At 44.3% G+C, this 23,309-nt stretch carries 20 protein-coding genes and 1 pseudogene; 17 read left to right on the top strand and 4 right to left on the bottom strand.

What is annotated here, in order from left to right:
* Window positions 1-3: 3 nt before the first annotated feature.
* Window positions 4-930: a cytochrome aa3 quinol oxidase subunit II gene (gene qoxA, locus ACFQ0C_RS21315; RefSeq protein ID WP_379369329.1), complete on the bottom strand. Its 927-nt coding sequence runs from the start codon at window positions 928-930 to the stop codon at window positions 4-6.
* 333 nt (window positions 931-1,263) lie between these two features.
* Window positions 1,264-2,577: an MFS transporter gene (locus ACFQ0C_RS21320; RefSeq protein WP_379369331.1), complete on the bottom strand. Its 1,314-nt coding sequence runs from the start codon at window positions 2,575-2,577 to the stop codon at window positions 1,264-1,266.
* 315 nt (window positions 2,578-2,892) lie between these two features.
* On the opposite strand from ACFQ0C_RS21320, the gene ACFQ0C_RS21325 reads away from it, so the two are divergent.
* From ACFQ0C_RS21325 to ACFQ0C_RS21340, 4 genes and pseudogenes are all read left to right on the top strand, one after another.
* A complete protein-coding gene (locus ACFQ0C_RS21325; protein ID WP_379369333.1) occupies window positions 2,893-3,627 on the top strand; it encodes an AAA family ATPase in 735 nt (244 codons plus the stop codon).
* A 316-nt stretch (window positions 3,628-3,943) separates the two neighbouring features.
* Window positions 3,944-4,126 (top strand): annotated as a pseudogene (locus tag ACFQ0C_RS39150) (WecB/TagA/CpsF family glycosyltransferase); the annotation flags it as partial.
* A gap of 183 nt (window positions 4,127-4,309) precedes the next feature.
* Window positions 4,310-4,813 carry a DinB family protein gene (locus ACFQ0C_RS21335; RefSeq protein ID WP_379369337.1) on the top strand — a complete coding sequence of 168 codons (504 nt, stop codon included), beginning with the start codon at window positions 4,310-4,312 and terminating at the stop codon, window positions 4,811-4,813.
* 21 nt (window positions 4,814-4,834) lie between these two features.
* Window positions 4,835-5,218, top strand: coding sequence for a VOC family protein (locus tag ACFQ0C_RS21340; protein WP_379369339.1), 384 nt, complete (start codon window positions 4,835-4,837; stop codon window positions 5,216-5,218).
* Window positions 5,219-5,404: 186 nt separating this feature from the next.
* Here the strand turns inward: ACFQ0C_RS21340 and ACFQ0C_RS21345 are convergent, their stop codons facing one another.
* Window positions 5,405-7,207, bottom strand: a complete 1,803-nt coding sequence (locus tag ACFQ0C_RS21345; protein ID WP_379369341.1) for a stalk domain-containing protein — start codon at window positions 7,205-7,207, stop codon at window positions 5,405-5,407.
* A 430-nt stretch (window positions 7,208-7,637) separates the two neighbouring features.
* On the opposite strand from ACFQ0C_RS21345, the gene ACFQ0C_RS21350 reads away from it, so the two are divergent.
* Window positions 7,638-8,111, top strand: a complete 474-nt coding sequence (locus ACFQ0C_RS21350; protein ID WP_379369343.1) for a VOC family protein — start codon at window positions 7,638-7,640, stop codon at window positions 8,109-8,111.
* Window positions 8,112-8,294: 183 nt separating this feature from the next.
* Window positions 8,295-8,525 (top strand): hypothetical protein, encoded by a 231-nt coding sequence (locus ACFQ0C_RS21355; RefSeq protein WP_379369345.1) that lies wholly within the window; start codon window positions 8,295-8,297, stop codon window positions 8,523-8,525.
* A 132-nt stretch (window positions 8,526-8,657) separates the two neighbouring features.
* On the opposite strand, the gene ACFQ0C_RS21360 is transcribed toward ACFQ0C_RS21355, so the two are convergent.
* Complete coding sequence (locus ACFQ0C_RS21360; protein WP_379369347.1) at window positions 8,658-10,172, bottom strand: hypothetical protein; 1,515 nt, start codon at window positions 10,170-10,172, stop codon at window positions 8,658-8,660.
* Window positions 10,173-10,347: 175 nt separating this feature from the next.
* Between ACFQ0C_RS21360 and ACFQ0C_RS21365 the strand changes: the two genes are divergently transcribed.
* The 11 genes from ACFQ0C_RS21365 to ACFQ0C_RS21415 all read left to right on the top strand — a co-directional run bounded on the left by ACFQ0C_RS21365 (window position 10,348) and on the right by ACFQ0C_RS21415 (window position 23,269).
* Window positions 10,348-11,253, top strand: coding sequence for a GNAT family N-acetyltransferase (locus tag ACFQ0C_RS21365; protein ID WP_379369349.1), 906 nt, complete (start codon window positions 10,348-10,350; stop codon window positions 11,251-11,253).
* 243 nt (window positions 11,254-11,496) lie between these two features.
* Entirely contained in the window at window positions 11,497-12,180 is a 684-nt protein-coding gene (locus tag ACFQ0C_RS21370; RefSeq protein WP_379369351.1) for a TetR/AcrR family transcriptional regulator, read from the top strand.
* The gene (locus tag ACFQ0C_RS21375; RefSeq protein ID WP_379369353.1) at window positions 12,177-13,904 is read left to right on the top strand and encodes an ABC transporter ATP-binding protein; all 1,728 of its coding nucleotides are present in this window, start codon (window positions 12,177-12,179) and stop codon (window positions 13,902-13,904) included. The genes ACFQ0C_RS21370 and ACFQ0C_RS21375 overlap by 4 nt, the downstream gene beginning before the upstream one ends.
* Window positions 13,901-15,805 carry an ABC transporter ATP-binding protein gene (locus ACFQ0C_RS21380; protein ID WP_379369355.1) on the top strand — a complete coding sequence of 635 codons (1,905 nt, stop codon included), beginning with the start codon at window positions 13,901-13,903 and terminating at the stop codon, window positions 15,803-15,805. The genes ACFQ0C_RS21375 and ACFQ0C_RS21380 overlap by 4 nt, the downstream gene beginning before the upstream one ends.
* A 363-nt stretch (window positions 15,806-16,168) precedes the next feature.
* Window positions 16,169-16,768 (top strand): stalk domain-containing protein, encoded by a 600-nt coding sequence (locus ACFQ0C_RS21385; RefSeq protein WP_379369357.1) that lies wholly within the window; start codon window positions 16,169-16,171, stop codon window positions 16,766-16,768.
* A 146-nt stretch (window positions 16,769-16,914) separates the two neighbouring features.
* Entirely contained in the window at window positions 16,915-18,066 is a 1,152-nt protein-coding gene (locus ACFQ0C_RS21390; RefSeq protein ID WP_379369359.1) for a serine hydrolase domain-containing protein, read from the top strand.
* Between the two features lie 401 nt (window positions 18,067-18,467).
* Complete coding sequence (locus ACFQ0C_RS21395) at window positions 18,468-19,577, top strand: Gfo/Idh/MocA family protein (RefSeq protein ID WP_379369361.1); 1,110 nt, start codon at window positions 18,468-18,470, stop codon at window positions 19,575-19,577.
* Window positions 19,578-19,629: 52 nt separating this feature from the next.
* A complete protein-coding gene (locus ACFQ0C_RS21400; RefSeq protein WP_379369363.1) occupies window positions 19,630-20,379 on the top strand; it encodes a sugar phosphate isomerase/epimerase family protein in 750 nt (249 codons plus the stop codon).
* On the top strand, window positions 20,376-21,431 hold the full coding sequence (locus ACFQ0C_RS21405) for an oxidoreductase (RefSeq protein ID WP_379369365.1): 1,056 nt from the start codon (window positions 20,376-20,378) through the stop codon (window positions 21,429-21,431). Before ACFQ0C_RS21400 ends, ACFQ0C_RS21405 begins: the two co-directional genes overlap by 4 nt.
* Before the next feature lie 35 nt (window positions 21,432-21,466).
* Window positions 21,467-22,291, top strand: a complete 825-nt coding sequence (locus ACFQ0C_RS21410; RefSeq protein ID WP_379369367.1) for a sugar phosphate isomerase/epimerase family protein — start codon at window positions 21,467-21,469, stop codon at window positions 22,289-22,291.
* A 207-nt stretch (window positions 22,292-22,498) separates the two neighbouring features.
* Complete coding sequence (locus tag ACFQ0C_RS21415; protein WP_379369369.1) at window positions 22,499-23,269, top strand: SDR family NAD(P)-dependent oxidoreductase; 771 nt, start codon at window positions 22,499-22,501, stop codon at window positions 23,267-23,269.
* Window positions 23,270-23,309: the final 40 nt, after the last annotated feature.

Genomic DNA, 23,309 nt, shown 5'->3' on the forward strand with positions numbered 1-23,309 from the left:
GCTTTAATGTCTCCCTTCATGTGCATGTTCTGAACCCTTATCAATATTAGTGATAGTATCAGTAGCCGTATTAGTATCAGTCTCTATACCAGCTGACCCATGATGTCCGTGTTCTGGCGGCGGCAAAAAGTCTAAATGAGTCCCTGTGAACGTTAACTGCCCAAGATGGCCTGGTTTCAACAGCTCATCGAATTTTGCTTTTGTTAGAGGTTTGGCAGTTTGCTTAACCTCATCAACCCATTCCTTAAACTTGGCTTCAGGTATGGCTTTGACATTAAATGTATTTTCAGCGAAGCCTTTACCGCTGAAGTTTGCATTACGGCCCATGTATTCACCTGGAACGTCCGCTGCCAAATGCAGCGTGTTAACCATGTCAGCCATCGCATACTTTTGCCCACCTAGCTGTGGAATCCAGAAGCTGGTGATCGGCCCGTAAGAATACAGCTTAAATTCAAGGGGGCGATTAGTTGGAATATACAAGTAGTTTACGGTTTCTATATTTTCTTCGGGATAACTAAAATGCCACTTCCAATTAGATGATGAGGCGTAGACAACTAATGGTTTCTGACCCTCATACCCTTGAGGTGTCGCCTCAACGATATAATTACTCCGAACAGAGACCACCGAAAGGAAAATGATGATGAGAATGGGAATTCCAACAACAATCGATTCTACAACCTTGCTTCCTTCAATATGAGGAGGTTCATAATCATCGGCTTGTTTGGACGCACGGTATTTAACTAACATAAATACTAAAATTATGAACACAATAATGACAATAGCTGACATTAGCCCGATAGATAGCATAATGTCATCAGCTTGTCTTTGAGCTTGCGGTCCTTTAGGATCCAACACCGCTAATTTCCCGCAACCAGTTAAACTTGTGACGATGGTAAAAAGTACTGCCAGTAAAGTCCATTTGAATTTCATTGATGAGCTCCTTTCCTGGGATCGATACTTTCAGCATAGTTGCGCATAACCAATAAAACAATCGAGTTTGAAGGATGTCACAAATTTATGTGAATTCTGTCACATAGTTGTTTCAAGGACGCCATCATTTGTTCAAGAAGCAGCAAAAATTACTGATTTCAATAACAAAAGTGGCAGTTTTATGACAGCCATTTAGCCCTCACAGGTTGATATCTGATGACTCGAAGCGTGGTGAACCATCCAACATTTCAACAAAAATATGCGAAAAAACAGCCGCGGTACATGTACCACGGCTGTTTTTATGATATTACCAATAACAAAGATAAACCAGCGCTAACTTTTTCTGTATGCCATAGTGTATATGACTCCACCAATTACGATGAAGACAATAAGAAGCAGTATCAAATTACTAAATAGAAATGCCGCGGAAAGGGTTACTGTTGGAAGTAATGGGAAGTCCAGCAAGCGTTGGGAGAGCAAACCTCCAACCATTGCTATACCTACTCCTTCTGCCATAAAACAAGCGAAGTTGAGCATTCCCATTCCGGCCCCAGCTTCATTGGACTCCAGAGCCTCTGCAACTGTGGTTGATATCACCGTTTTAACAAATGAAAGACCGCCAAAAGTCAGAATTAGTGCAGCAGACATCAACCAAGGTGTTGTATCTAAAAATAACGCTATAACTAAAAAACTCGTGACGATTAGAATTATCCCAAGATACCATACAAGATTTATTCCTCTTTTATCGACCAAGGTGCCACCAACAATACCGAAGAGAACGACGCTGATGGTGCCGGGAAATATAATCCCGCCTCCAATCATGCTTGTAGTTAGTTGATGAACATCTCGCATCAAGTAAGGTATCATTGAGACAAAACCAGCTACAGTGCCTAATAATACGCATCCCGTCAGGACACCGGCCATAAACTTTCGGTTCAAAAATAAGGACGTCAAGGTGAATGTCATTATTCCGGTTGACAATTGCGATACCTCTACAACATCCAATTTCCCTTTAGGCGTAATCTCATTAGGCAATACTTTAAGGAAGAACGGGATAGACACAAGTGTCATCATGGGAAGTAAGAATAGGAAGGACCAATGGATATAATCTGCAATTATCCCTCCAATTACCGGACCAATGCCCTCGCCTAGAGCGACCATCGACCCGATCAAACCGAATGCTTTGCCTCGATCTTTTGATCCGATGTATTTTGCCACGATGACCATAATAAGTCCGGGAACTGCCGATGCTCCGATCCCCTGAATAATCCGAGCGGCTATTACTGATGGGAAAGAGAATTGTGCAAGAAAGCCGAGCAACGATCCTCCGCTATAGATCAACAGGCCAGCCACAAGCAACCTTTTAACACCATAAGTATCGGATATTTTACTAAATATAAGCGTCCCGATTGCGAAAAAAATGATGAAACCTGTATTAACCCAATTAGCCGTCGAAGGTGGGATCTTAAACTGATTGGCGATATCCGGTAATGATACATTAAAGACCGTTTCGTTCAGTACGCTGAAAAAAGCAAGAAAACTAAGCCATGCAAATGCACTCTTTAAATTACCATGTGTAAAAATTAATTCTTTAACTTCTTCATCGGCTGTTTGAGTGCTATTTAATTCATTAAAATCTTTCTCCATTAAAATGATAACCCTCCATATTTAAGGGAAATCACGCAGTTTACAGGGCTTAATATGCGCTTTTTTCCCGAATTTGGGCCCTAATCATCATTTTGCACTTCATAAAAACGCCTCCTATTTATTATTGCTTAATACTATACACGAATAGAAATACACGTTCAATAATGACCGTTAAACGTCCTTGTTGATCATCAAGCATGCGAAAACAGGCTCAAATGCAACCAAAGAAATAACCCCAGTGTCTCCATTAACGGGCAAAGGCTATGTTAAAATAACAACAGGTATTTACGTTGATGAAATCGGAGTTGAAAATTAATGTACTTGCGAAGCCTTGAGATTCTAAGAAATGAACATACGGATACGAAATTATATCCATTTACCATACCTGCTGTGAAAACTTTAACATCGATTTCTTTTCGAACGAATGTCACCTTTCTTGTTGGGGAAAATGGTTCGGGGAAATCAACTCTCCTAGAGGCAATTGCCTTTCAAAGTGGGTTTAATACGGCTGGAGGAGGCAGGAACAACAATTACGATGTGGATGCTTCTCATTCAATTTTAGGAGAACACATTCGTCTTTCATGGATGCCCAAAATCACAAATGGCTTTTTCTTAAGAGCCGAGACGTTTTATCACTTTGCATCACATTTGGATACTATACCCGAAAGTCTGAAGTATTACGGTGGTCGTTCTTTACATGAGCAATCGCATGGTGAAGCATTTCTTTCTCTTTTTAATCATCGTTTTGGGAAAAAGGCGATTTACTTGCTCGATGAACCCGAAGCGGCGTTATCCCCTGCAAGGCAGTTGGCCTTATTGCGGGTAATTAAGGATTTAGAGAATGAAGCTCAGTTCATCATTGCCACACATTCTCCGATACTTCTCGGATTTCCAGATGCACAGATAATAAACTTCGATGTTCATCCAGTAGGGGAAATACGGTATGAGGACACGTTGCACTACATCATAACGAGACGTTTTCTTGAAAATAGAAAGTCGGTCTTGCAGGAGCTATTCAGTGATTCTGATATTCATAATGATGAGAATTAGCCAAAAACGAAGGACGGCGATCGTAATAGTCTAATAATAACCTTTATGTTAAAATATGGATAAATTAATTAAAGGTGGATGTACTCAAATGGAGAACTGCTCGAAAATCATGGGGATACCGGTTCCAAAAATAACTATGACGGATACAATTGAAGTCATTAGCAAGGTAATAATTGAGAGAAGATCTGAACTGTTCCATGTCGTGACGCTCAACCCGGAAATTACGATGTCTTGTCAACATGACCAACAGCTACGTTCGATTATTGATGATGCAGGTCTCCTTACCGCTGATGGAATCGGAATCGTCATGCCAGTTGCTATCGGAGTATGCGGAAGTCTTGATATCATTGCTGGAAAAGTAAAAAGAGCGCCGGCCAATTGGCAAAAATTAAATATGGAATGGTTGTTTCGATTAATAAATCAACCTTCCAGATGGAGAAGACAATTGATTTTACCTCGCTTTGCTATAAAGGCATTGTTATTTAAAGAAAAAAACTGAGATACGGGACTACTTCCTGATGAAGAAATCAAACCGAAAAAATCTATTGGACTCATAAGTGAATTCCATGTAATTAAGGTTCGATAAATAGCAATTGGTAAGAACTCATAGATTGAGCTAAGTGATAGAATAAAAGGAAAGTAATTGATCCACGTTGGAGATTAACGTTAAAGGAGTGTTTCGATGAGTGATCAGAGATTGATTGAAGCTTACAAAAGTTGTTTGCTAAGTTATTCTATGGAGCAACTAAGGCATATAACCGCGAATGGCGTTTGGTCACTTGGCCAAATGTACAACCATTTGATCCTCGCTGCTCTTGACTACATTGACCAAGTGGATATTTGTGCGGGGTCGGTTGAAGAGCAAAAGCTCGGGTTGACGGAAGCGGGCAAGCATTTGTTCAAAATCGGCGGATTTCCTCCAATAAAAATTAAGCTGCCGGACGGCCCTCAAAATGCACCTAGCAACTCGGAAAGTAAAGAGGATTTATTGGGTGGACTCGATCAAGTATTGCTTAAAATGAGAGAATGGGAAGGGAAAGTAGATACCATAAACCCAAACTACAAAGCTAAGCATGATGGCTTTGGTTGGCTGAACGCTCGGGAGTGGTTCGAGCTTGTCGGCATGCATTTCCGCCATCACCTTCGTCAGAAGAGTGAGCTGGAACAAGCTTGGATTCACAAATAATAGATTAAGCGGAGGGATAACTTGAGAATTTCTCATGTGCGATTAATTGTGCCCAATGTTCGGGAATGCTTTTTGTTTTACAGAGACATCCTGGGACTTAAAGTGCTCCACGGAAATGAAGAGACTCCTTATGCTGAGTTTCAAACGGGAGACATCAATATAGCATTAGAACCTCCGATAGTACGCGAACCTATTGAGGCCCAGCGTAAGCCGAATGAATTCAGTGTCAATGATCAGGTTGCTATCATTTTTAGAGTGGATGACGTTGACGCAACGTACGATCAATTGAAGACAAGAAATGTTGTATTTGTTAAGGAACCACATGACACGCCTGAGTGGGGGCACCGTGTAGCTTACTTTAGAGACCCTGCCGGAAATTTGATCGAAATTAATAGAGGGATTTAATTCTACTTAATATAGAAAAAAACCAGCAAAATTTAGGAACGATAGCGATAAAAACAGCAGCAGTTTTGGACTTGTTTCCCCCGTCCAAGGCTGCTGCTGTTTCATTTATTTCTTTTCTGCCGAATTTAAGAACTTTTCACTTTACTGCCTGACAAAATAGAGAATGAAGGGTGGCTTCTCGGGTTACTACGGTTTGACTTCAAACTCGTTTTGATAAATGGATATTTCCATAGGATCTTCGAACTCGAATTCAAGAGTTTGAACAAATTTACCAGTACCATTTATTCGTAACAGCATAGGTTTAGGATTATGCCCCTCAGGCATCCATCTGGCGGTCACTTTGTACCGGCCTATCGGCAGCTCTTTCACACCAAGGCCACCTGGAATCCGGCCTGCTTGTTGAGTTATAGTTTGGCCTGCGCTGCCGTCAAGCAACGGGCCTACAGGTACGAATGTCAATTCCAGATCGCTCATTTGGAATTCGGGCATGCTTTCATCGAACGAATAAATGTCAGGATATATGAAGATGTGCCCATCGAATTTCGTCCAGGTAAAATCCCGAACAGCCCCTGTACTCCCAGCGAATGGCAGATCGGTGTTTAAATTGAACTTGAACCTTTTGCCGTTATATTGACGGATGATATCAGCGCTCATATTCCATGTGGTAGCAATGTGTGCCAATTCTAACCGATAATGTCCATTCTCATCGGAGACTCCTATAATGTTGCTGTCATAGAGCAAGGTATTATCCGCGTACACCTTAACTCCCGGCAATGGGCGACCTTTCGCGTCACGTACATAGCCTTTCACGATGTAAGGCTCAACTTCTTCTACCGATGGCGCTGGTATTGGAGTTGGTGTTGGTGTCGGAACTGGAGTTGGTTCCGGTGTTGGCGTCGGTGTCGGTACCGGATTAGTGACTACTGCGTCTTCGATTCGAATTGTCCAAACGTTGCCCGAACTAGTGAAGGAGACCTTATATCCACTGCTCTCCGATACAAAACGCAGAGGTACCATCGTGTTTCCGTCAATGATCTGGGCAGGTACATCCAAAGTGACATCTTTTCCGTTTACGATCGCTTTAGTACTATTAATCGTCAATTCAATGGTTAAACCTTCCTTCGTTCCGAGTGCCTTCCGAACATTTCCTTCTTCAACCCATTTAACGGTAAAACCAAGCGTTTCAAATAGCTTACGGAACGGGACAAGCGACTGACCGTCCTTAATTACAGGCTGTATTTCATCAAACTGAAGCTCAGTACCCTTGAAAAATACATGGATTGCTATATCTTTCGAACCGTCCGCAGGAGCAGGTGCTGGTGTCGGAGCTGGTGTCGGACCTGGTGTTGGAGCAGGTACTGGTGCTGGACTCGGCGTTGGAGCCGGAGCGGATGTACCCTCTGATATCATTGGTTTCTTAAATTTAATAGGCTTGGATAATACCGTACCCTGTGGCGTCTCGATTTCCAGTACATAATGCTGAGTTTCCTTGATCGTTCCATTGTTGCTGGCGTACAAATCGAATGTAAGCTCGCCTTCGAACTCACCGACCGGTTCCTTGACATCTTTTCTAAAGCCGGGGTTAATAATTACACGTTCTCGTGTGGTGGTACCATTAGTTGTTGTTACCATTTTTTCTTGCACAATCCCAAGCAACCAGCCAGTAGTGACACGGTTCGTTCTCCATACTCCCTGCTGATTATCTTTGCCGTAATCATCCGTTGAACGTAGAATTACTGCATTAATAGTTGTTTTTTGTTTTAAGCTAAGCAACAGCCTGAAATGACCGTCTTTGTTGCCCTCCGGTGTGAAATCGGCTGCACCAACAACATCAGACGCTGTGTCCAGCAAACTGAACTCCTTGATTTGAACATCGGCAGATGGTGTCTCGCCAAAAGCAGATACGATGCTGCCAAACGATAAACAGCCCGTCAAAACAAGGGATAAAACTGATTTCGAAATTATTTTTCGGAAAAATGTAAACATCATAATTCCTCTCCTTTTTCTAGTATTGATATAAGTCGAACGAATTTCAATCCGATTCGCACAGCAGGTGAAATAACGCTTTTGGGTCAGCTGGCTTTTTGAAATGAAATAGGTTACTCCATCATGATATATAGAAACAGAAGGTTCTTCTATCGGTAAGAATACGTATTTTTCAATTGTTCCTTACTCAATCACCATTCAAAGGACGAGGCTATTCAAAGATCGAGTTTTAATGAAAAATTGTTTAAAAAAGGAAAATGAGAAATCATCATAGAATTAATAAAGATGGTTTGAATATTTATCTTATATTAATACAGCAGAGGTTTTGCTTTTGATTTTGAAGTACTGAGCATTGCTTTTCGCACACAAGTTTTGTTCTGCAAATCCGTTTATTCGATTGTGAGATATAAAAACAGTTGAAGGGATGATCTAGATGACAAATATTTTGCGTGAATTTCAGGGCAATGCTCTGAGTGCTGTTTGCTCGATATATGTACCGGTTAGAAACCCGATTAACTCGGCACAATGGTGGCAACGAAATTTTGGATTGGAGTATGCGGTACCGTTTAATGCTGCGGAAGCTCAAGTGATCTTGAAGCTTTCAGATGGACAGTGGCTGCATTTGGTGGAAACGGATGGGCACTTCGATAACCAGTTCACCAACAAAGCAGGTTATGAAATGTTCAGGTTCACCTTTGAAGTAAGGAGAATAGAGGTACTTTATGACCATTTGCAATCAAATGGCGTAAAGGTTGAACAACTTAAGGATCGCGGCAGCTGTGGCATTAACTTCATATTCTACGACCTGGACGGAAATAAGTTTGACGTAAACGAAGTAATCAACATTCATCGAAGGCCCGAGGAAGTAGATAAATTAAAGACTCGTTTACTTGATCTTGTCCAATAGAGAGGATTAAGGGGCAGCCTCATTTGGGGGTAAATATTTGAAAAGATCATTAGGTAGAATATCACAAAAGAAAAGAGTTATTTGTATCATATTTAGGAACCGTTCACTAGTGTGTTGTTATCTGTAAAAACCGAAAAGGAACTTGCCACAGTAATACGATGTGGCAAGTTCCTTTTTATATTTTTGACTAGAACTGACATTAAGCCGATCGATGGGACTATTACTGCAAACGGAGGCAATGGATCGGATGGGTATTCCGGAAAAGGAACGATTTTAGGAGGAGGAGGAGGGGGCGGCGCGAGCGGAGGTGATGGAGGCAACGGGGGAGTTACAGGCAATTCGAGTAAACCCGGGGGAGCCGGATATATTATACAAACCGTAGCAGCGGTGCCGGAAAATATATTCGTTAAATAGAAGCATGTCATTTATTCGTCGGTTGTGATTGAAAAGATTCACATGGTATTCGGAGCAACTCCAAAATATAAAAGCAAAAAATCACAGCATGGAAGCCTATGCTGTGATTTGTATTTTTCAGGGAAAAGTTATTTATTGGTTGACAAGTAGTTGGTCGTCGTACCACATGATGGATGTGTTATCGGTATAGTTGGCGAGATCGTTGTTCTTACGAATCAGATAGAGCTTTCCGTCGATCCCCCTATATACCGGCCATTCTGAAAAAGAGGTTGGCAGGAATGATGTCTCTGCAGCGAGCGGGTCCAACGCATCTACCTTTTTCATTTGGAAGCTCGTATCGATTAAGTAGTAGCCCCTTTTTGGTGGAGTCTTGGGATCATAACTGATCTGATGGATGTAAATCAAGAGGTTCCCCTCGGCGTCCAATACATTTGTAAACCCTGGATTAGTGATTCCGGGCACAAGGATATCATAATCGCCCAACGTAGCATTGACTAATCGGATTTCTCCTTGAAGAGTCACGAGCGCCAGCTTGCGGCTGCCGGGAACAATTCTGCCGCGCATCATACTCGTGCCGTTCGAAGCCAGCCAGTAGCTTCCATCCGAATTCGGGATGATCCGGTCCGGTCGTTGAGGAAATTCGGTTACATTCTTCGCTCGTCCGTTTTCAATGAGAAACGAATAAGAAGTGCTAATATTATTGCCGTAGTTATAGGCAGTTACCTTGGTTACGGACAAGAACGCACGCTCCGAGCCTAATGGGAATAAAACACCGGATAGCTGGCTGATGAAGGGATTGCCGGGAGCGTTGGAGTCGACCGAAATCTCCTCCTGCGGCAGGAGGTTCATATTTCCGTAGTAGAGACCGTCGTTCTTTTGTGTTAAGGTCACTGTTTCACCCGCAAGCCGGCTTTGCTCCTGCTGCAGACGCTTATTCAGAGTATCCGTTTCTTCAACAGTCATCCATACAGGCGGTTCGTCCAGCGATTTTTTCACCTTCAAGCTGCCTTGCCCTTTTTCAGTAATAAGCGTGGGGTATATATACAAGTACTCTGCATCATCATAATAGATTCGTTCAAGCACCTGCTGCTGACCACCGACGATATCAAGAACTTGCTCCTTCTTCCACAGGAGAGCTAGCTCCAAAAAGTCATGCGCATATTTCCATGTGAGTGGCATGTAGGTAACATCGTTCCATACGAGAAAAGGATACGGCTCATTCCCATTATCAATGTAGCTGTCGTTGACCGCCAGTCCGAAGCTTGGCATCGTTGCTGTGTAGCTTTGCCTTGAATTATTCGAGCCGGACAGGTCCAGCGGGAAACGTTCCTTCTTCCAGCCGATCCAACCGCCGCTCCGCTGACCTCCTCCTTTAAAAATGGTTAACCCTCCTTCATTGGCAACGAGGCTCAAGCCCAAAGATTGAGTCACCTCCCAGGTTAGAGGCATGTAAGTGATGTCATTATATACGAAAAAGGGGTACTTCATATGCGTATTATCGACAAGCTGCCCGTTGATTTGAATTGAAAAAGAGGGCAATGTCACATTCTTTTGGGAGCCTGCTGCAGCCTCTGCTGCTATTATAGGTAAGCAAGTGAACAACAGACAAACCAGGGAAAAGCAGATAAGGCTTTTTTTCCAAATCATAAAGAACACATCCTTGCCTTCATATTTACTTTTACTTGTTAGACGTGCCAAATTGTGAAAGGTTGCCTCATTAGGACCCAAAAAGATTGAAAAACATGACAGAAAATATCCAAACCATGCGAAGTTAAGATTTTATGGTAAAGTTGAGGACATACAGCCAATAGGGAGGATTATTGTGATTTCTAATGAAAATATAGAGGTTGGAATAGACCTGGTTTACGATTATAAAGATAATAAAGCTTACAGAAAAAGTTTTAACCAGCTTGCTACATTAGTTTTTCATATAGATTTTGAAGCTTGGTATCAGAATGGATTTTGGGATGATCGTTATATCTGCTATTCATTTATGAAGGATAATGTAGTTATTGCCAATGTTTCTGTTAGTAAAATGGACTTGGTGATAAATGGGTTAAAGAAGAAGGCGATTCAAATTGGAACGGTTATGACTCATCCTGATTTTAGAGGGAAAGGGCTTTCAGGCATATTGATGAGACAGGTTCTAAATATTTATGAGCATGACTGCGATATATTTTTCTTATTCGCCAATAGCTCTGTCATTGATTTTTATCCAAAATTTGGATTTGAATCCTTTCGCGAGTCACAATTTAAACTTAAATTTCATCCCAGCCCTGAAGCTCATACCACATTACGCAAGCTGAATTGTTCTATATTAGAAGACTTGGAATTTATCCAACGAATGGTTTTATCCCGAAGACCTGTATCACAACAATTTGGTGTTAGCAATAACCAGGGACTCTTCATGTTTTACGCTGCAAACGTATTTTCAGAATCCATATATTACTCGCAAGAGGACGAAGCTATTATCGTCTTTCAGCATGAAGGTCATACTCTGAACTTATATGATGTAGTGAGTCAAGGGGATGTTAATTTAGATCGTTTACTTTCTCGTATTGCTAATGAGCAAACAGAAATTATACAATTTCATTTCACACCAGATCAACTCACTGACAAAGCAGAATATACCCCAATAAATGAAGATGCAGACACGCTTTTTATTAAAGCTAACTTTAGGTTAGATAAAAATTCAACATTTTGTGTACCTATATTAGCACATGCGTAGTGTTATAAATGGAATCCCCTTACACGAGACCACTTCGGTGGTCTTTTTTCAATGTCAGGACTGTTTTTTTTGTTTATTAGAATCGAATAATCCTATAACTTATTTTTCAAAGATAGATTAAAAGTCACGGCAAACGCGCAAGTTAGTTATTAACTGGGTAGGTGAGCAATACTTGACAAACGTTTTGTCTCTGCGATATATTTTGGTTGACATGAAAGTCAATGAAAGATGGGTGATGAACGGTTGCCACGCAATAAGGAACAGAACGAAGAGATCCGTAAACAGCGTCAAGAATCGATTATAAAGGGCGCCTTAAAGGTGTATGTGGAAAAAGGGTACACCGCTGCTGAAATCGGTGATGTGGCAGAACGAGCAGGAGTTGCAAGAGGACTAGTTTATTATTATTTCAAAGATAAGCAGACGTTATTTAAGGAACTGTGTAATTTTATGTTCGATCAATCGAGAAAGCATGTACAATCGCATTTTTCCGGAAGTGGCTCTATAAGCAAGATGCTGGAGAATTTCGTCCGTTCCATGTACAAAACCATGTTGATACAGTCGGATAGTGTTTTATTTTTTATACGGATGCGCCATGACTTACGCGAATTGTTCACACCGGAAGAGTTGAAACACTGGAGCTGGCATCTCGATAATATGAACGTGATCGGCAGCATCGTGAAAAGAGGTATGGAGAACGGTGAGCTCAGACAAATGTCGCCACCGATGCTGACGGCACAATTTTGGGGAGCGATGTCACATGGTTTGATGCATTTGCGGCAATCTCACCAGGAGCTTCAGGAACAGGGTATGGATCAAAAAGATATTGCGCAAGCACTCCAACAAGATATGGAGGATGGTGTTGCTTGTTGTATGTCTCTTATTGCTCCGCCATTACCCAACCATTCAAATGGAGGTGAAGGATCTTGATAAAATTATTTAAGAACTTACAGCCATATCGGTGGACGATCGGATTGGTGCTGGTGCTCATCTTTTTACAATCACTGTCCGAGCTGTATTTGCCAACCTTGATGGCAGACATCGTTGATAAAGGAATCGTTACAGGAGATAACGGCTATATATGGCGCATCGGCGGGCTAATGCTGCTGGTGACTGCCGCAAGTGGGCTGTTCTCTATATTTGCAAGTTATCATTCTTCTAAAATATCTGCCGGATTCGGCAGAATCATGCGTGGCAAAACATTCGCGCATGTCGAGAGCTTCTCACTGCAGGAATTCGATAAGCTCGGTACGGCATCGCTCATTACCCGCACAACCAATGACATTACGCAAGTACAGCAGGTGCTATTGATGATGATGCGCATGATGGTATCAGCGCCGATGATGTGTATCGGCGGGATAATCATGGCTTTTTCCAAGGACCCTGCACTGGCGATGGTCATCGTTTGTGTCATGCCCGTATTGGCTCTAATTATTTATTTGATCGCAAGGAAAGCTATTCCGTTGTTTAAATCTATGCAAACTAAGATCGACAAATTAAACCTGGTATTGCGTGAGAACTTGACGGGGGTTCGCGTCATTCGGGCATTTAACCGTATTGAGCATGAAAAGAAGCGTTTTGATGAAGCGAATCTCGATTTGACTGACACGGCCGTGAGAGCGAACAAAATTATGGCTGCAATGATGCCCATGATGATGCTGATCATGAACTTCACGTCCATTGCAATTATTTGGTTCGGTGGAGGAAGGATTAGCACTGGACACATGCAAGTCGGCGATCTTATGGCGTTTCTGCAATACGCCATGCAGATCATGTTCTCGCTCATCATGGTGTCTATGATGTTTGTTATGGTGCCGCGAGCTTCTGCCTCGGCAGTAAGGATTAATCAGGTACTGGACACCGTACCTGAAATTCTGGATCGTCCCGCAGCAAAGGTTGCAGCCAAAAGAGGTGGTCACGTTGTATTTGAAAACGTGACATTCAGCTACCCGGGTGCCGAGAAGCCGGCCGTATCCAACATTTCCTTCGAGGTGAAGCCTGGTGAAATAACGGCTATTATCGGCGGCACCGGTTCAGGGAAGTCTACGCTGCTCAGTCTTATTGCAAGGTTTTATGATATTGACAGCGGCAGCCTAATGGTGGACGGAATTGATGTGCGTGACATGACTCAAGAGAGCTTGCGTTCCAAAATCGGATTCGTCCCACAGAAAGCCGTGCTTTTTACAGGTACGGTGCGGGATAACATCGGGTACGGGAAGGAGGGCGTGTCGGATGAAGAAATCCGGCATGCGGCTGAAATAGCACAAGCCGCTTCGTTCATAGCCGAGAAACAAGAAGGGTATGAAGCGGTCATCTCACAGGGAGGTGCTAACTTATCGGGTGGTCAGAGACAGCGGTTATCTATCGCAAGGGCACTCGTTAGAAGACCGGAAATCTACGTATTCGACGACAGCTTTTCGGCTTTGGATTACAAGACCGACGCCAATCTGCGTGCAGCGCTTAAGCAGGAAACAGCGGATTCCTCGGTTATCATAGTTGCACAGAGGGTCAGCACGATCATGGATGCGGATCGTATTATCGTATTGGATGAAGGAGAAGTTGCTGGAATCGGTACACATCGTGAGCTTATGGAGACATCCAATGTATACCGAGAAATCGTATCCTCACAGCTGGCAGAGGGGGAAATTGCATGAGTGAGTCCAACAAATCTCAAGGAAATAGGGGAGGCTCGGGCAGAGGTCCCATGGGCGGATCCGGGCGGGGCCCAATGGGTGGCGGCTTCGGAATGCCAATGGGTATGCCTGGACAGAAGGCCAAGGATGCCAAACGAACATTCCGGCGGCTTCTAGGTTATTTGAAGCCGTTCAGGGTGCAACTGCTGGCCGTATTGTTTACGGCAGTACTGAGTACCATCTTCAGTATCGTTAGTCCGAAGATTATGGGGAAGATTACAACTAAGCTGTTTGAAGGCTTGATGGCAAAGACGAATGGTGTTGTGGGAGCGGCGATTGATTTTCCGTACATCCTGAATATTGTACTAACTTTGATCGGATTATATATATTCAGCTCATTGTTCGCCTACATCCAACAATACTTGATGGCAGGAGTCGCTCAAAAAACGGTGTACAATCTGCGGAAAGAAGTTAATGGGAAGCTGTCCCGTCTTCCGCTCAAATATTTTGATTCACAAACCCATGGAGAAATATTGAGTCGTGCCGTAAATGATATGGATAACATCAGCGGTACACTACAGCAAAGCTTGACTCAAGTGATTACATCCGTAATTACCCTTATTGGGATCATCGTGATGATGTTAACTATCAGCCCGCTGTTGACCTTGATTCTCGTGCTGACTCTCCCGTTGAGCTTTCTTGTTATCAGAGCAATTGCTTCTCGGTCGCAGACTTATTTTATGGGCCAACAGAAAGCGCTCGGCGAGCTGAACGGTCATGTGGAAGAAATGTATACGGGGCATAAAATCGTCAAAGCATTCGGATTTGAAAAGAAGTCTGTTCATAAGTTCGACTCCATTAATGACCGACTATACGAGTCAGGATGGCGAGCGCAGTTTGTCAGCGGTGTAATGATGCCTCTTATGACGGTAATCAACAACATCGGCTATGTGTTCATCTGTGTCGTTGGCGGAGTGTTGATGACAAAAAGAATGATAGAAATTGGCGATATTCAAGCATTCATTCAATATGCGCGCCAGTTTTCAATGCCGATTGTCCAGACTGCGAACATCGCCAATATTATTCAATCTACGCTGGCTTCTTCGGAGCGGGTATTTGAGATTCTAGACGAGCAAGAGGAGATACCGGAAGCTGTGGAAGGAATTGCTATGAGTGGGCAGCAGGGCAATGTTCGCTTCGAGAACGTCAGCTTCGGCTATAAGGAAGACGCGATATTGATCCAAAATATGAACATCGACGTGAAACAAGGACAAACGATAGCTATAGTTGGTCCGACAGGTGCGGGGAAAACGACGCTTGTCAATTTGTTGATGCGCTTCTACGAAATTAATGAGGGTGCGATCACAATAGACGGCACGAATATCACTGGAATGAAGCGGGGACAGCTGCGTCGTCTGTTTGGCATGGTGCTGCAGGATACGTGGCTGTTCAACGGTACGATTCGTGACAATATCGGCTACGGACGGATGGGTGCGACTGAGGCGGAAATTATCGAAGCGGCACAAGCGGCGCAAGCCGATCATTTCATCCGAACGTTACCCGACGGGTATGATACCCTGTTGAATGAGGAAGCATCCAATATCTCACAAGGCCAAAAGCAGCTGCTAACGATTGCGAGAGCTATTTTGGCAGATCCGACAATTCTTATTCTGGACGAGGCGACCAGCAGCGTTGATACACGGACGGAAATTTATATTCAGAAGGCAATGCGTCAGCTTATGCAGGGTCGAACGAACTTCGTTATAGCCCACCGTTTATCCACTATCCGCGATGCTGATATGATTCTAGTTATGAATAACGGCAGCGTCATTGAGCAAGGTAACCATGAAGAGTTATTGGCGCGCGGTGGTTTTTATGCTGAGTTGTATAACAGCCAATTTTCCGACGGATCCGTAGCATAGCGAAGAACATTAAACTATAATTAATTCAGCACTTTAAAACATGTATCCAATAAAGAAGAATCCTGATAAGGTGGAGGAGCAGCTAATGCTTCTTGCCCAACAAGGATTCTTTTTTTAAGAGATAAGAAAGTATAAGTTTGAACCGGAGGTTCACCTTTCTTATCTCGCAAGAAAAGCTACCGCTAAGACACGAATGTATCTTCCTCGAAAGGGCTTCGATCAGAAGCTTTTCTTATATAAGGCAGGTGTTGTTGAGTTTGAGATTGTGAAGGAAGAGTGGAAAGCACAGACGATTATCACTTTGCTTTTTGTAAGTACATAAAATATTAATAAAAAGACTCAGTTGAACGAGGTGTTTGATTAATGAAAAAGCTCATTATTGCATTTGTAAGCGGCATTGTTATCTCCCTATCTTCGGTAGCAGTGGCCGCCAACGAATTTAACGTTACATTGTTTCCTTCAGAATTCATTTTCAATGGAAAAACGAAGAGCGTACCAAGTGAATATCAAGTTTTTAATTATAACGGTCAAGTGTATGTACCTCTCCGATTTGTTACAGAAAGCATGGGAGCAACTGTTGGAATCATTGCAAGTCCCGATTATAAACCAAACCAAATTACGATTGATTATAAAGAAAATAGAGATAAGGAATTTCCCTACTCAGACCAGGATAAGAACATAAGTGTTGCCCTAACATCCGCTAATCAAACTCAAAGAGAAACATACATAACCGGGCAGGTTCAGCTGAACGAGGCATTATTTAACAGAAATATTATAGGTTTTACTATCGATATAACCTTAGACAATGAAACCTCAGTGCCAACCATACATGCTTTTGCAATAGATATTGGAAAAGACGAGCTAAAATCGTTTCGAGTTAAAGCTAATGGATTCTTTGATTTGGATAATATTGCCAAAGTCGAAATAAAGAGTGTGGAGATGGTGGAATATACGTCAGAATAAGCAATAAAACAGGACAATCTTTGCGTGAAGAACGTGGAAGGGGTGTGGTATAATATGGAAGTAATTATGCTTGCCAGCAAGAAGGGAACTGCACACAACGAGCGATGGACTCAGATATTAGATGATGAAAGGAGATGGATAGACTAATGAAACTCTTACAAGAACGCTTAACTCCGCTGCTTAAGGGATGGGTGGAAAAAGGACCTGCTGGATGTGCTTGCATTGTTGTCAGAAATGGAGAACTAATGTATCAGGAAAGCTTTGGGTATGCAGATTTGGAAAAGAAAAAAAAGCTCGAACCTGACACCATTTACCGAATTTATTCTATGACTAAAGTGGTTACATGCGCTGCAGCGCTAATGCTGTATGAAAAGGGACTGTTTCTTCTAAACGATCCCCTCGAGGAGTATTTGCCTGAGTTTAAAAATCCGCAGGTTTACCGATATAACGATTTCGGTGTAAGATCTGCATCTCCCGCATCAGCTTCCATTCGGATCAAAGATTTGTTCACCATGACTTCAGGGCTTACATACGGTGGGGACAGTTTAGAAACCGAGCGATTGACCCGAATCATTATGGAGGATGCTTTTACGAAGGATATTCGAGCTCTATCTAAAGCTCTTGCTACCATTCCACTTGCATTCGATCCAGGTACACACTGGAAGTATGGTACGAGTCATGATGTACTTGCCGCTTTAATTGAGGTGCTGTCTGGCGAATCATTCGGAGACTTTTTGAAGAAGCAAATATTTGAACCATTGGGTATGAACGATACCTCATTCCGTATATCCGAGGATAAACGTGACAGGCTTTGTAAAATGTATAACCGTTCAGAGGACGGTGTACTGATCCCTAATGTTTCTATGGACGCCCCTTATCAGCCGGGATGTAACCATGAGAGCGGCGGATCGGGCCTCCTGTCAACGATCAGTGATTACAGTCGATTTGCGCAGGCGCTTGCGAGAGGCGGCGAGCTGGATGGCGTACGGATACTAAGTAGGAAGACGGTGCAATTGATGGCCACTAATCATTTGGGGCCACAACAGCTAAATGATTACAATTGGCCGCAGCAGAAAGGCTATGGCTATGGATTGGGAGTTCGTGTCATGATGAACCCCGCAGATGGTGGTATCAACGGATCGGCAGGCGAATTTGGCTGGGCAGGTCTCGCAGGATCGTGGGTATTGATCGATCCTCAGGAACAGCTATCCGTCGTTTATATGCAGCAGATGCTGCCTAGTCTTGAACCTTATATTCACCCGCGATTACGTGCCGTCATCTATGGATCGATCGAATAGATATTATAGTGAGATCTGCTTCTCTATGCTGCAGATCTCTTTGTAGTCTGAAATTACAGTAAAAACAACGCAAGCGACGGATATATGAGCATGGCTCCAGTGCATGCCTTTCCACCGAAAGGTTATCGTTTGTATCAAACTGCCTGGTTCACTCGAGCCTCGCCAAATTAACTGGAGATAAGTTAAAAGGATGCTGGAATGAGGATGAACTATGAGAACAGACAGTAATGTTTAAAAATGATACTTGCAATTGCGTCAAACTATACAACTGGCAGTAGTCATGGGGACGATGACCGTATTATGCTGGGGGAGTCGGCAGTCATGCTGACTGCAGCAATGTTCTTTTCATAACGATGCATTTATTCAAAAGGACTAATGTCAGAAAGGAAGCGATCATGGGAATGAAAAAAGTGAAGATTGGCTTGATCGGCTGCGGCCAGATCAGTGGCATTTATTTGAAAAACTGCACACAAACGTTTGACATTTTGGAGGTAACCGCGTGTGCGGATTTGGTCCCTGAGCTAGCCCGACAACAGGCTGACGAATTCGGGGTCCCGAGAGCTTGCTCGGTAGAGGAGCTGCTGGCCGATCCCGAAATTGAAATCGTTATGAACTTGACTGCTCCTAAGGTTCATGCGCTGATCAATATGAAAGCGCTTGAAGCCGGCAAGCATGTATATACGGAGAAGCCGTTTGCCTTGAATCGGGAAGAAGCGGATCAAGTGCTTGCCCTTGCCGAAGCCAAGGGTCTTCGTGTCGGGTGTGCACCGGATACTTTTCTCGGTGGAGGTCTACAGACATGCAGGAAGCTGATTGATGATGGTTGGATAGGTACCCCGTATGCCGCAAATGGGACGATTTTTATGGGGGGAGGATCCGGTGGACTGCATCCGAACTTTCAAAACTTCCTTCGCTTGGGCGGTGACCCCTTGTTCGATATGGGACCGTACTATCTTACGGCCATGGTATTTTTGCTCGGTCCTATCGGTAGTGTAAGCGGGTTTGCAGCTCAATTGAAGCAGCAAATTACAGTCGACAATCCGTTATCCCCGCACTATGGCATAACAGTGCCTGTAGAAGCACCGACGAACATAGCTGCCTCGCTGCAATTTGACAATGGAGTCATTGCCGGACTTCAAGCAGCGAAGGAAGGTTTCAAATATACGCCGCGTATGGAAATTTACGGAACGGAAGGCATTCTTTATGTCCCCGACCCGAATAATTTCAGCGGCCCGCTTATGATTAAGCAGCAGAACGGCGAAGTCAAGGAATTTCCATATTCGCATGGATTCACCGAAAACAGCAGAGGAATCGGTGTTGCCGATATGGCTTATGCTATCCGCTCGGGAAGGGCTCACCGCGCTAGCGGCACTTTGGCACGGCATGTGCTCGATGTGATGATCGGCATCCATGAATCCGCAGAAACAGGAAGGCATATTGCCGTGAAGGCTTCTTGCGATCGCCCGGCACCACTGCCGCTCGGTTTGAAATACAATCTTCTGGATGCATAGACCAAGATAGCTGAATTTAATAAACCATAATAATGAAAGGATGTGCGCGATCATGAAATTTCCGGTTGCGGTACAGCCGTATACGATACGGGAAGAAATGAAGCAGGATTACTTGGGTTCGTTGGAAAAGGTGGCGGAGATCGGTTATCGCGGCATTGAATTGGGTCCTCCCCCGGAAGGCATGACGATCGGCCAACAGAAAGCACATCTGGAAAGACTGGGGCTTCAGGTTATCAGTGCACACGCAAGAATCGATGTGCTGACCGACGGTCTTGACGCTTTAATCGATTATTTGCAGGAAGTGGGCGGGGGCTGGATCGCGCATTCCTCCAAGTTTGATTCCAAGCAAGCGGTTATCGAGTCGGCGGCGATTTTTAATCGAATCGGCGAAAATTGCCGGCAGCGGGGCATCCAATTTTTGTATCACAACCATAACTGGGAATTTACAAGATATGATGGTGAATATGCATACGATATATTACTTCGCGAAACCGATCCCGAGCTGGTTAAGATGGAACTGGATACATACTGGGTGAAAAGAGGTGGAGAAGATCCGGCAGAATACTTGCGCAGACTGCCGAATCGATGCCCGCTCCTCCACATCAAGGATATGGAGCCAGGTGAGGAACAGTTTTTTGCGGAAATCGGAGAAGGTATTCTTGACTTTACGGACATTGTAAATGCTGCGGAAGAAATCGGCACGGAATGGCTGGTGGTCGAGCAGGACGGCTCCCGTCGGTCGGCTTTTGAAAGTCTGGCTATCAGCTTCAGTAATTTGAAGAAAATGGGGTTTGTGGAATGAACGAGCGCATTCGAGTCGGATTGATCGGATACGGCTTCGCCGGCCGGACTTTCCATGCTCCAGTCATTACCTGCGTTCCCGATTTAAAGCTGTCCGTAGTGGTTGAACGGCGAACAGAGGCCTCTAAAGAGAGGTACCCTTGGGTCAATGTAGTTCCCGACGTACAGCAATTATATGAGGATGACACTATTGACTTGGTCGTCGTCACGACGCCAAGCACCGATCATTATCGGTTTGTGAAGGACGCTCTTTTAGCGGGAAAGCATGTTATTGTAGAAAAGCCGTTTACAACGAATTCTGCAGAAGCCGACGAACTGATCGATCTGGCAAAGGAACAAGGCAAAGTATTAAGCGTTTTCCATAACCGCCGCTGGGACGGTGATTTTTTGACAATCCGGGAGCTGCTCAAGCAGGAGTTGATTGGCAGCTTGACTGAATGTGAGTTTCACTGGGACCGCTACAATCCGATTGCTGCGACAGGCAGATGGCGTAACAGCGATGCACTCGGTGCAGGTGTATTTTACGATCTCGGCGTACATTTTCTTGATCAAGCGCTTTGCTTATTTGGGATCCCGCAGACGATACGTGCTGACATTCGAATTCAGCGGGAAGGCTCATTAGCAGATGATTATTTCGACGTGACGCTTGGCTACGAAAGCGGGCTGAAGGTGAATCTGCATTCTTCTCAGCTTGTCCGGGAGCCAGGTCCACGCTACATTCTGCACGGAACGAAAGGTTCTTTCGTCAAATACGGCATCGATCCGCAGGAGGAAGCGTTGAAGCGTGGATTGACACCAGCGTCTCCCGGCTGGGGGATGGAGGCTGCGGAGCTTTGGGGCAAGCTGAATACATCCATAGGAGGCCTTCATATAGAAGGCCGTATTGAGACACTTAACGGCGCTTATGCATCATATTTCCAAAATATCGCGGATCACATCAGGGGAAATGCTGAGCTTGAGGTAAAGCCGGAACAAGCACGAACGGCCATTCGATTGATAGAGCTGGCTCTGCAAAGCAGCCAGGAACAAAAGACGATACAGGTTGAATTATAAAATCATGAATTTCAAACATAGAAAGGACTAGGCCGATGTTTCCATTTAAAACAGCATTAAATGCCTCGACCTTAATCCCTTTCAAGCTGGATATCAGAGAGCAAGTAAGGATTGCCGCCGAGGCCGGCTATGAAGGCATTGAAATTTGGATCCGGGACGTTGAAGCCTATTTGTCCAATGGAGGAATGATTCAGGAACTGAAACGGTATATTGCGGACACGGGTATCCCGCTTGTTAATGCAATTGCTTTTTTTAAATGGGCCGATACGGATGATGCAATAAGAGCACAAGGTCTGAAGCAGGCAGAACGGGAGATGATCATGCTGGCCGAGCTGGGCTGCCAAGCTGTTGCAGCGCCGCCGTTTGGAAACGTGGGGCCTGTTTCATTGGAGCGGATGGCTGCACATTATGCGGAGCTATCCGATATGGCGAAGCGGATTGGCGTTGAGCCCTACTTGGAATTTTGGGGGAGGGCGAAGAAGCTTTCTACACTTAGTGAAGCTGTATATGTGGCTATGGAAAGTAAGGTACCCGATGCCAGGCTGTTGATCGATCCGTTTCATATGTATACCGGAGGAAGCAGCATTAGCGGGCTAACCTATTTGAATGGGGAGAGAATCGGTATTGTGCACGTGAATGATTACCCTGTGGAGCCGGCAAGAGAGACAATCGCTGATCGGGACCGCGTATTTCCAGGTGAAGGCAGCGCCCCATCGCGGCAGCTTGCAGCCTCTTTGCACGATATCGGCTACAACGGATACTTGTCGCTGGAATTGTTTATCGAGAGCTACGGTGAGAAGAGTGCCCTCGAGGTTGCCAAGTCAGGTTTGGATTCGATTTTCAATACGTACCGTTTGTAAGAGTTGTTCAAAAAGTCACCATTTGATCACGAAGCAGCATAGGAAGATTACTCGACATCGAATCTTGCATTCACCTTCGAAGTCCGGTGCTCATTTAGGTTTGCCTAAACTCCGCTCCTCCTTCTTCAGGTTCAGGCAACCTTCTCGGTGCTGAAATGTCGACTTTTTGAACTCACACTATTTAATCAGGAAAGGGGCATAAAATCGATGGCTAACCGGTTAGCGGGAAAGGTTGTAATCGTGACAGGAGGAACGAAGGGAATAGGAGCAGGCGTAGCGCTGATGGCGGCCAGTGAAGGGGCGCGCGTCGTCATTAACGGAAGAAATGAGCAGGACGGGGAGCGAGTTGTTCATGATATCCGGGAGAAATATGGAGCGGAGGCTTTATTTATAAAGGGAGATATCAGCAGGGAGCCGGTTTGCAAACAGCTGATTGATGAAACGGAAGCTCGATTCGGAAGGGTTGACGGTCTTGTCAACAATGCCGGCATATTTCCGCGCGGAACTATGACCGATACGCCGGAGGAGATGTTCGACTCCATTTTTGCAGTCAATATTAAAGGCGCTTTTTTCTGCTCGATGTATGCGATTCAGTCCATGATGAAGACAGGTGGAGGCTCGATTGTTCAAATGGGTTCCACGAACGGCTACAAGGGCGGGAAGGAGCTTGCTGCTTATTCATGCTCTAAGGGAGCAATGCTGACCTTAAACCGTCATATCGCCGGTCATTATGGAAGAGACCGTATCCGTTCGAATTGGATCACAGTAGGCTGGGTTGCCTCTGAGGGGGAGATCGAACTGCATCAAAGCAGAGGTTTAAGTCCCGATGAATTGCGAAAAAGGGCTGAGTCATACATTCCAAGCGGTCGTATGCAGACACCGGAGGATATAGCTCATGGAACGGTCTTCCTGCTATCCGACGAAGCGAGTCAAATAACAGGTACTGAGCTTCACATCAACGGTGGACTCGGGTTATGAACGTCTAGCTGAACAACCGAAGACAATGAATCAGGAGGAG

The organism is Paenibacillus sp. GCM10027630 (assembly GCF_042676305.1).
Lineage (GTDB): Bacteria > Bacillota > Bacilli > Paenibacillales > NBRC-103111 > Paenibacillus_S.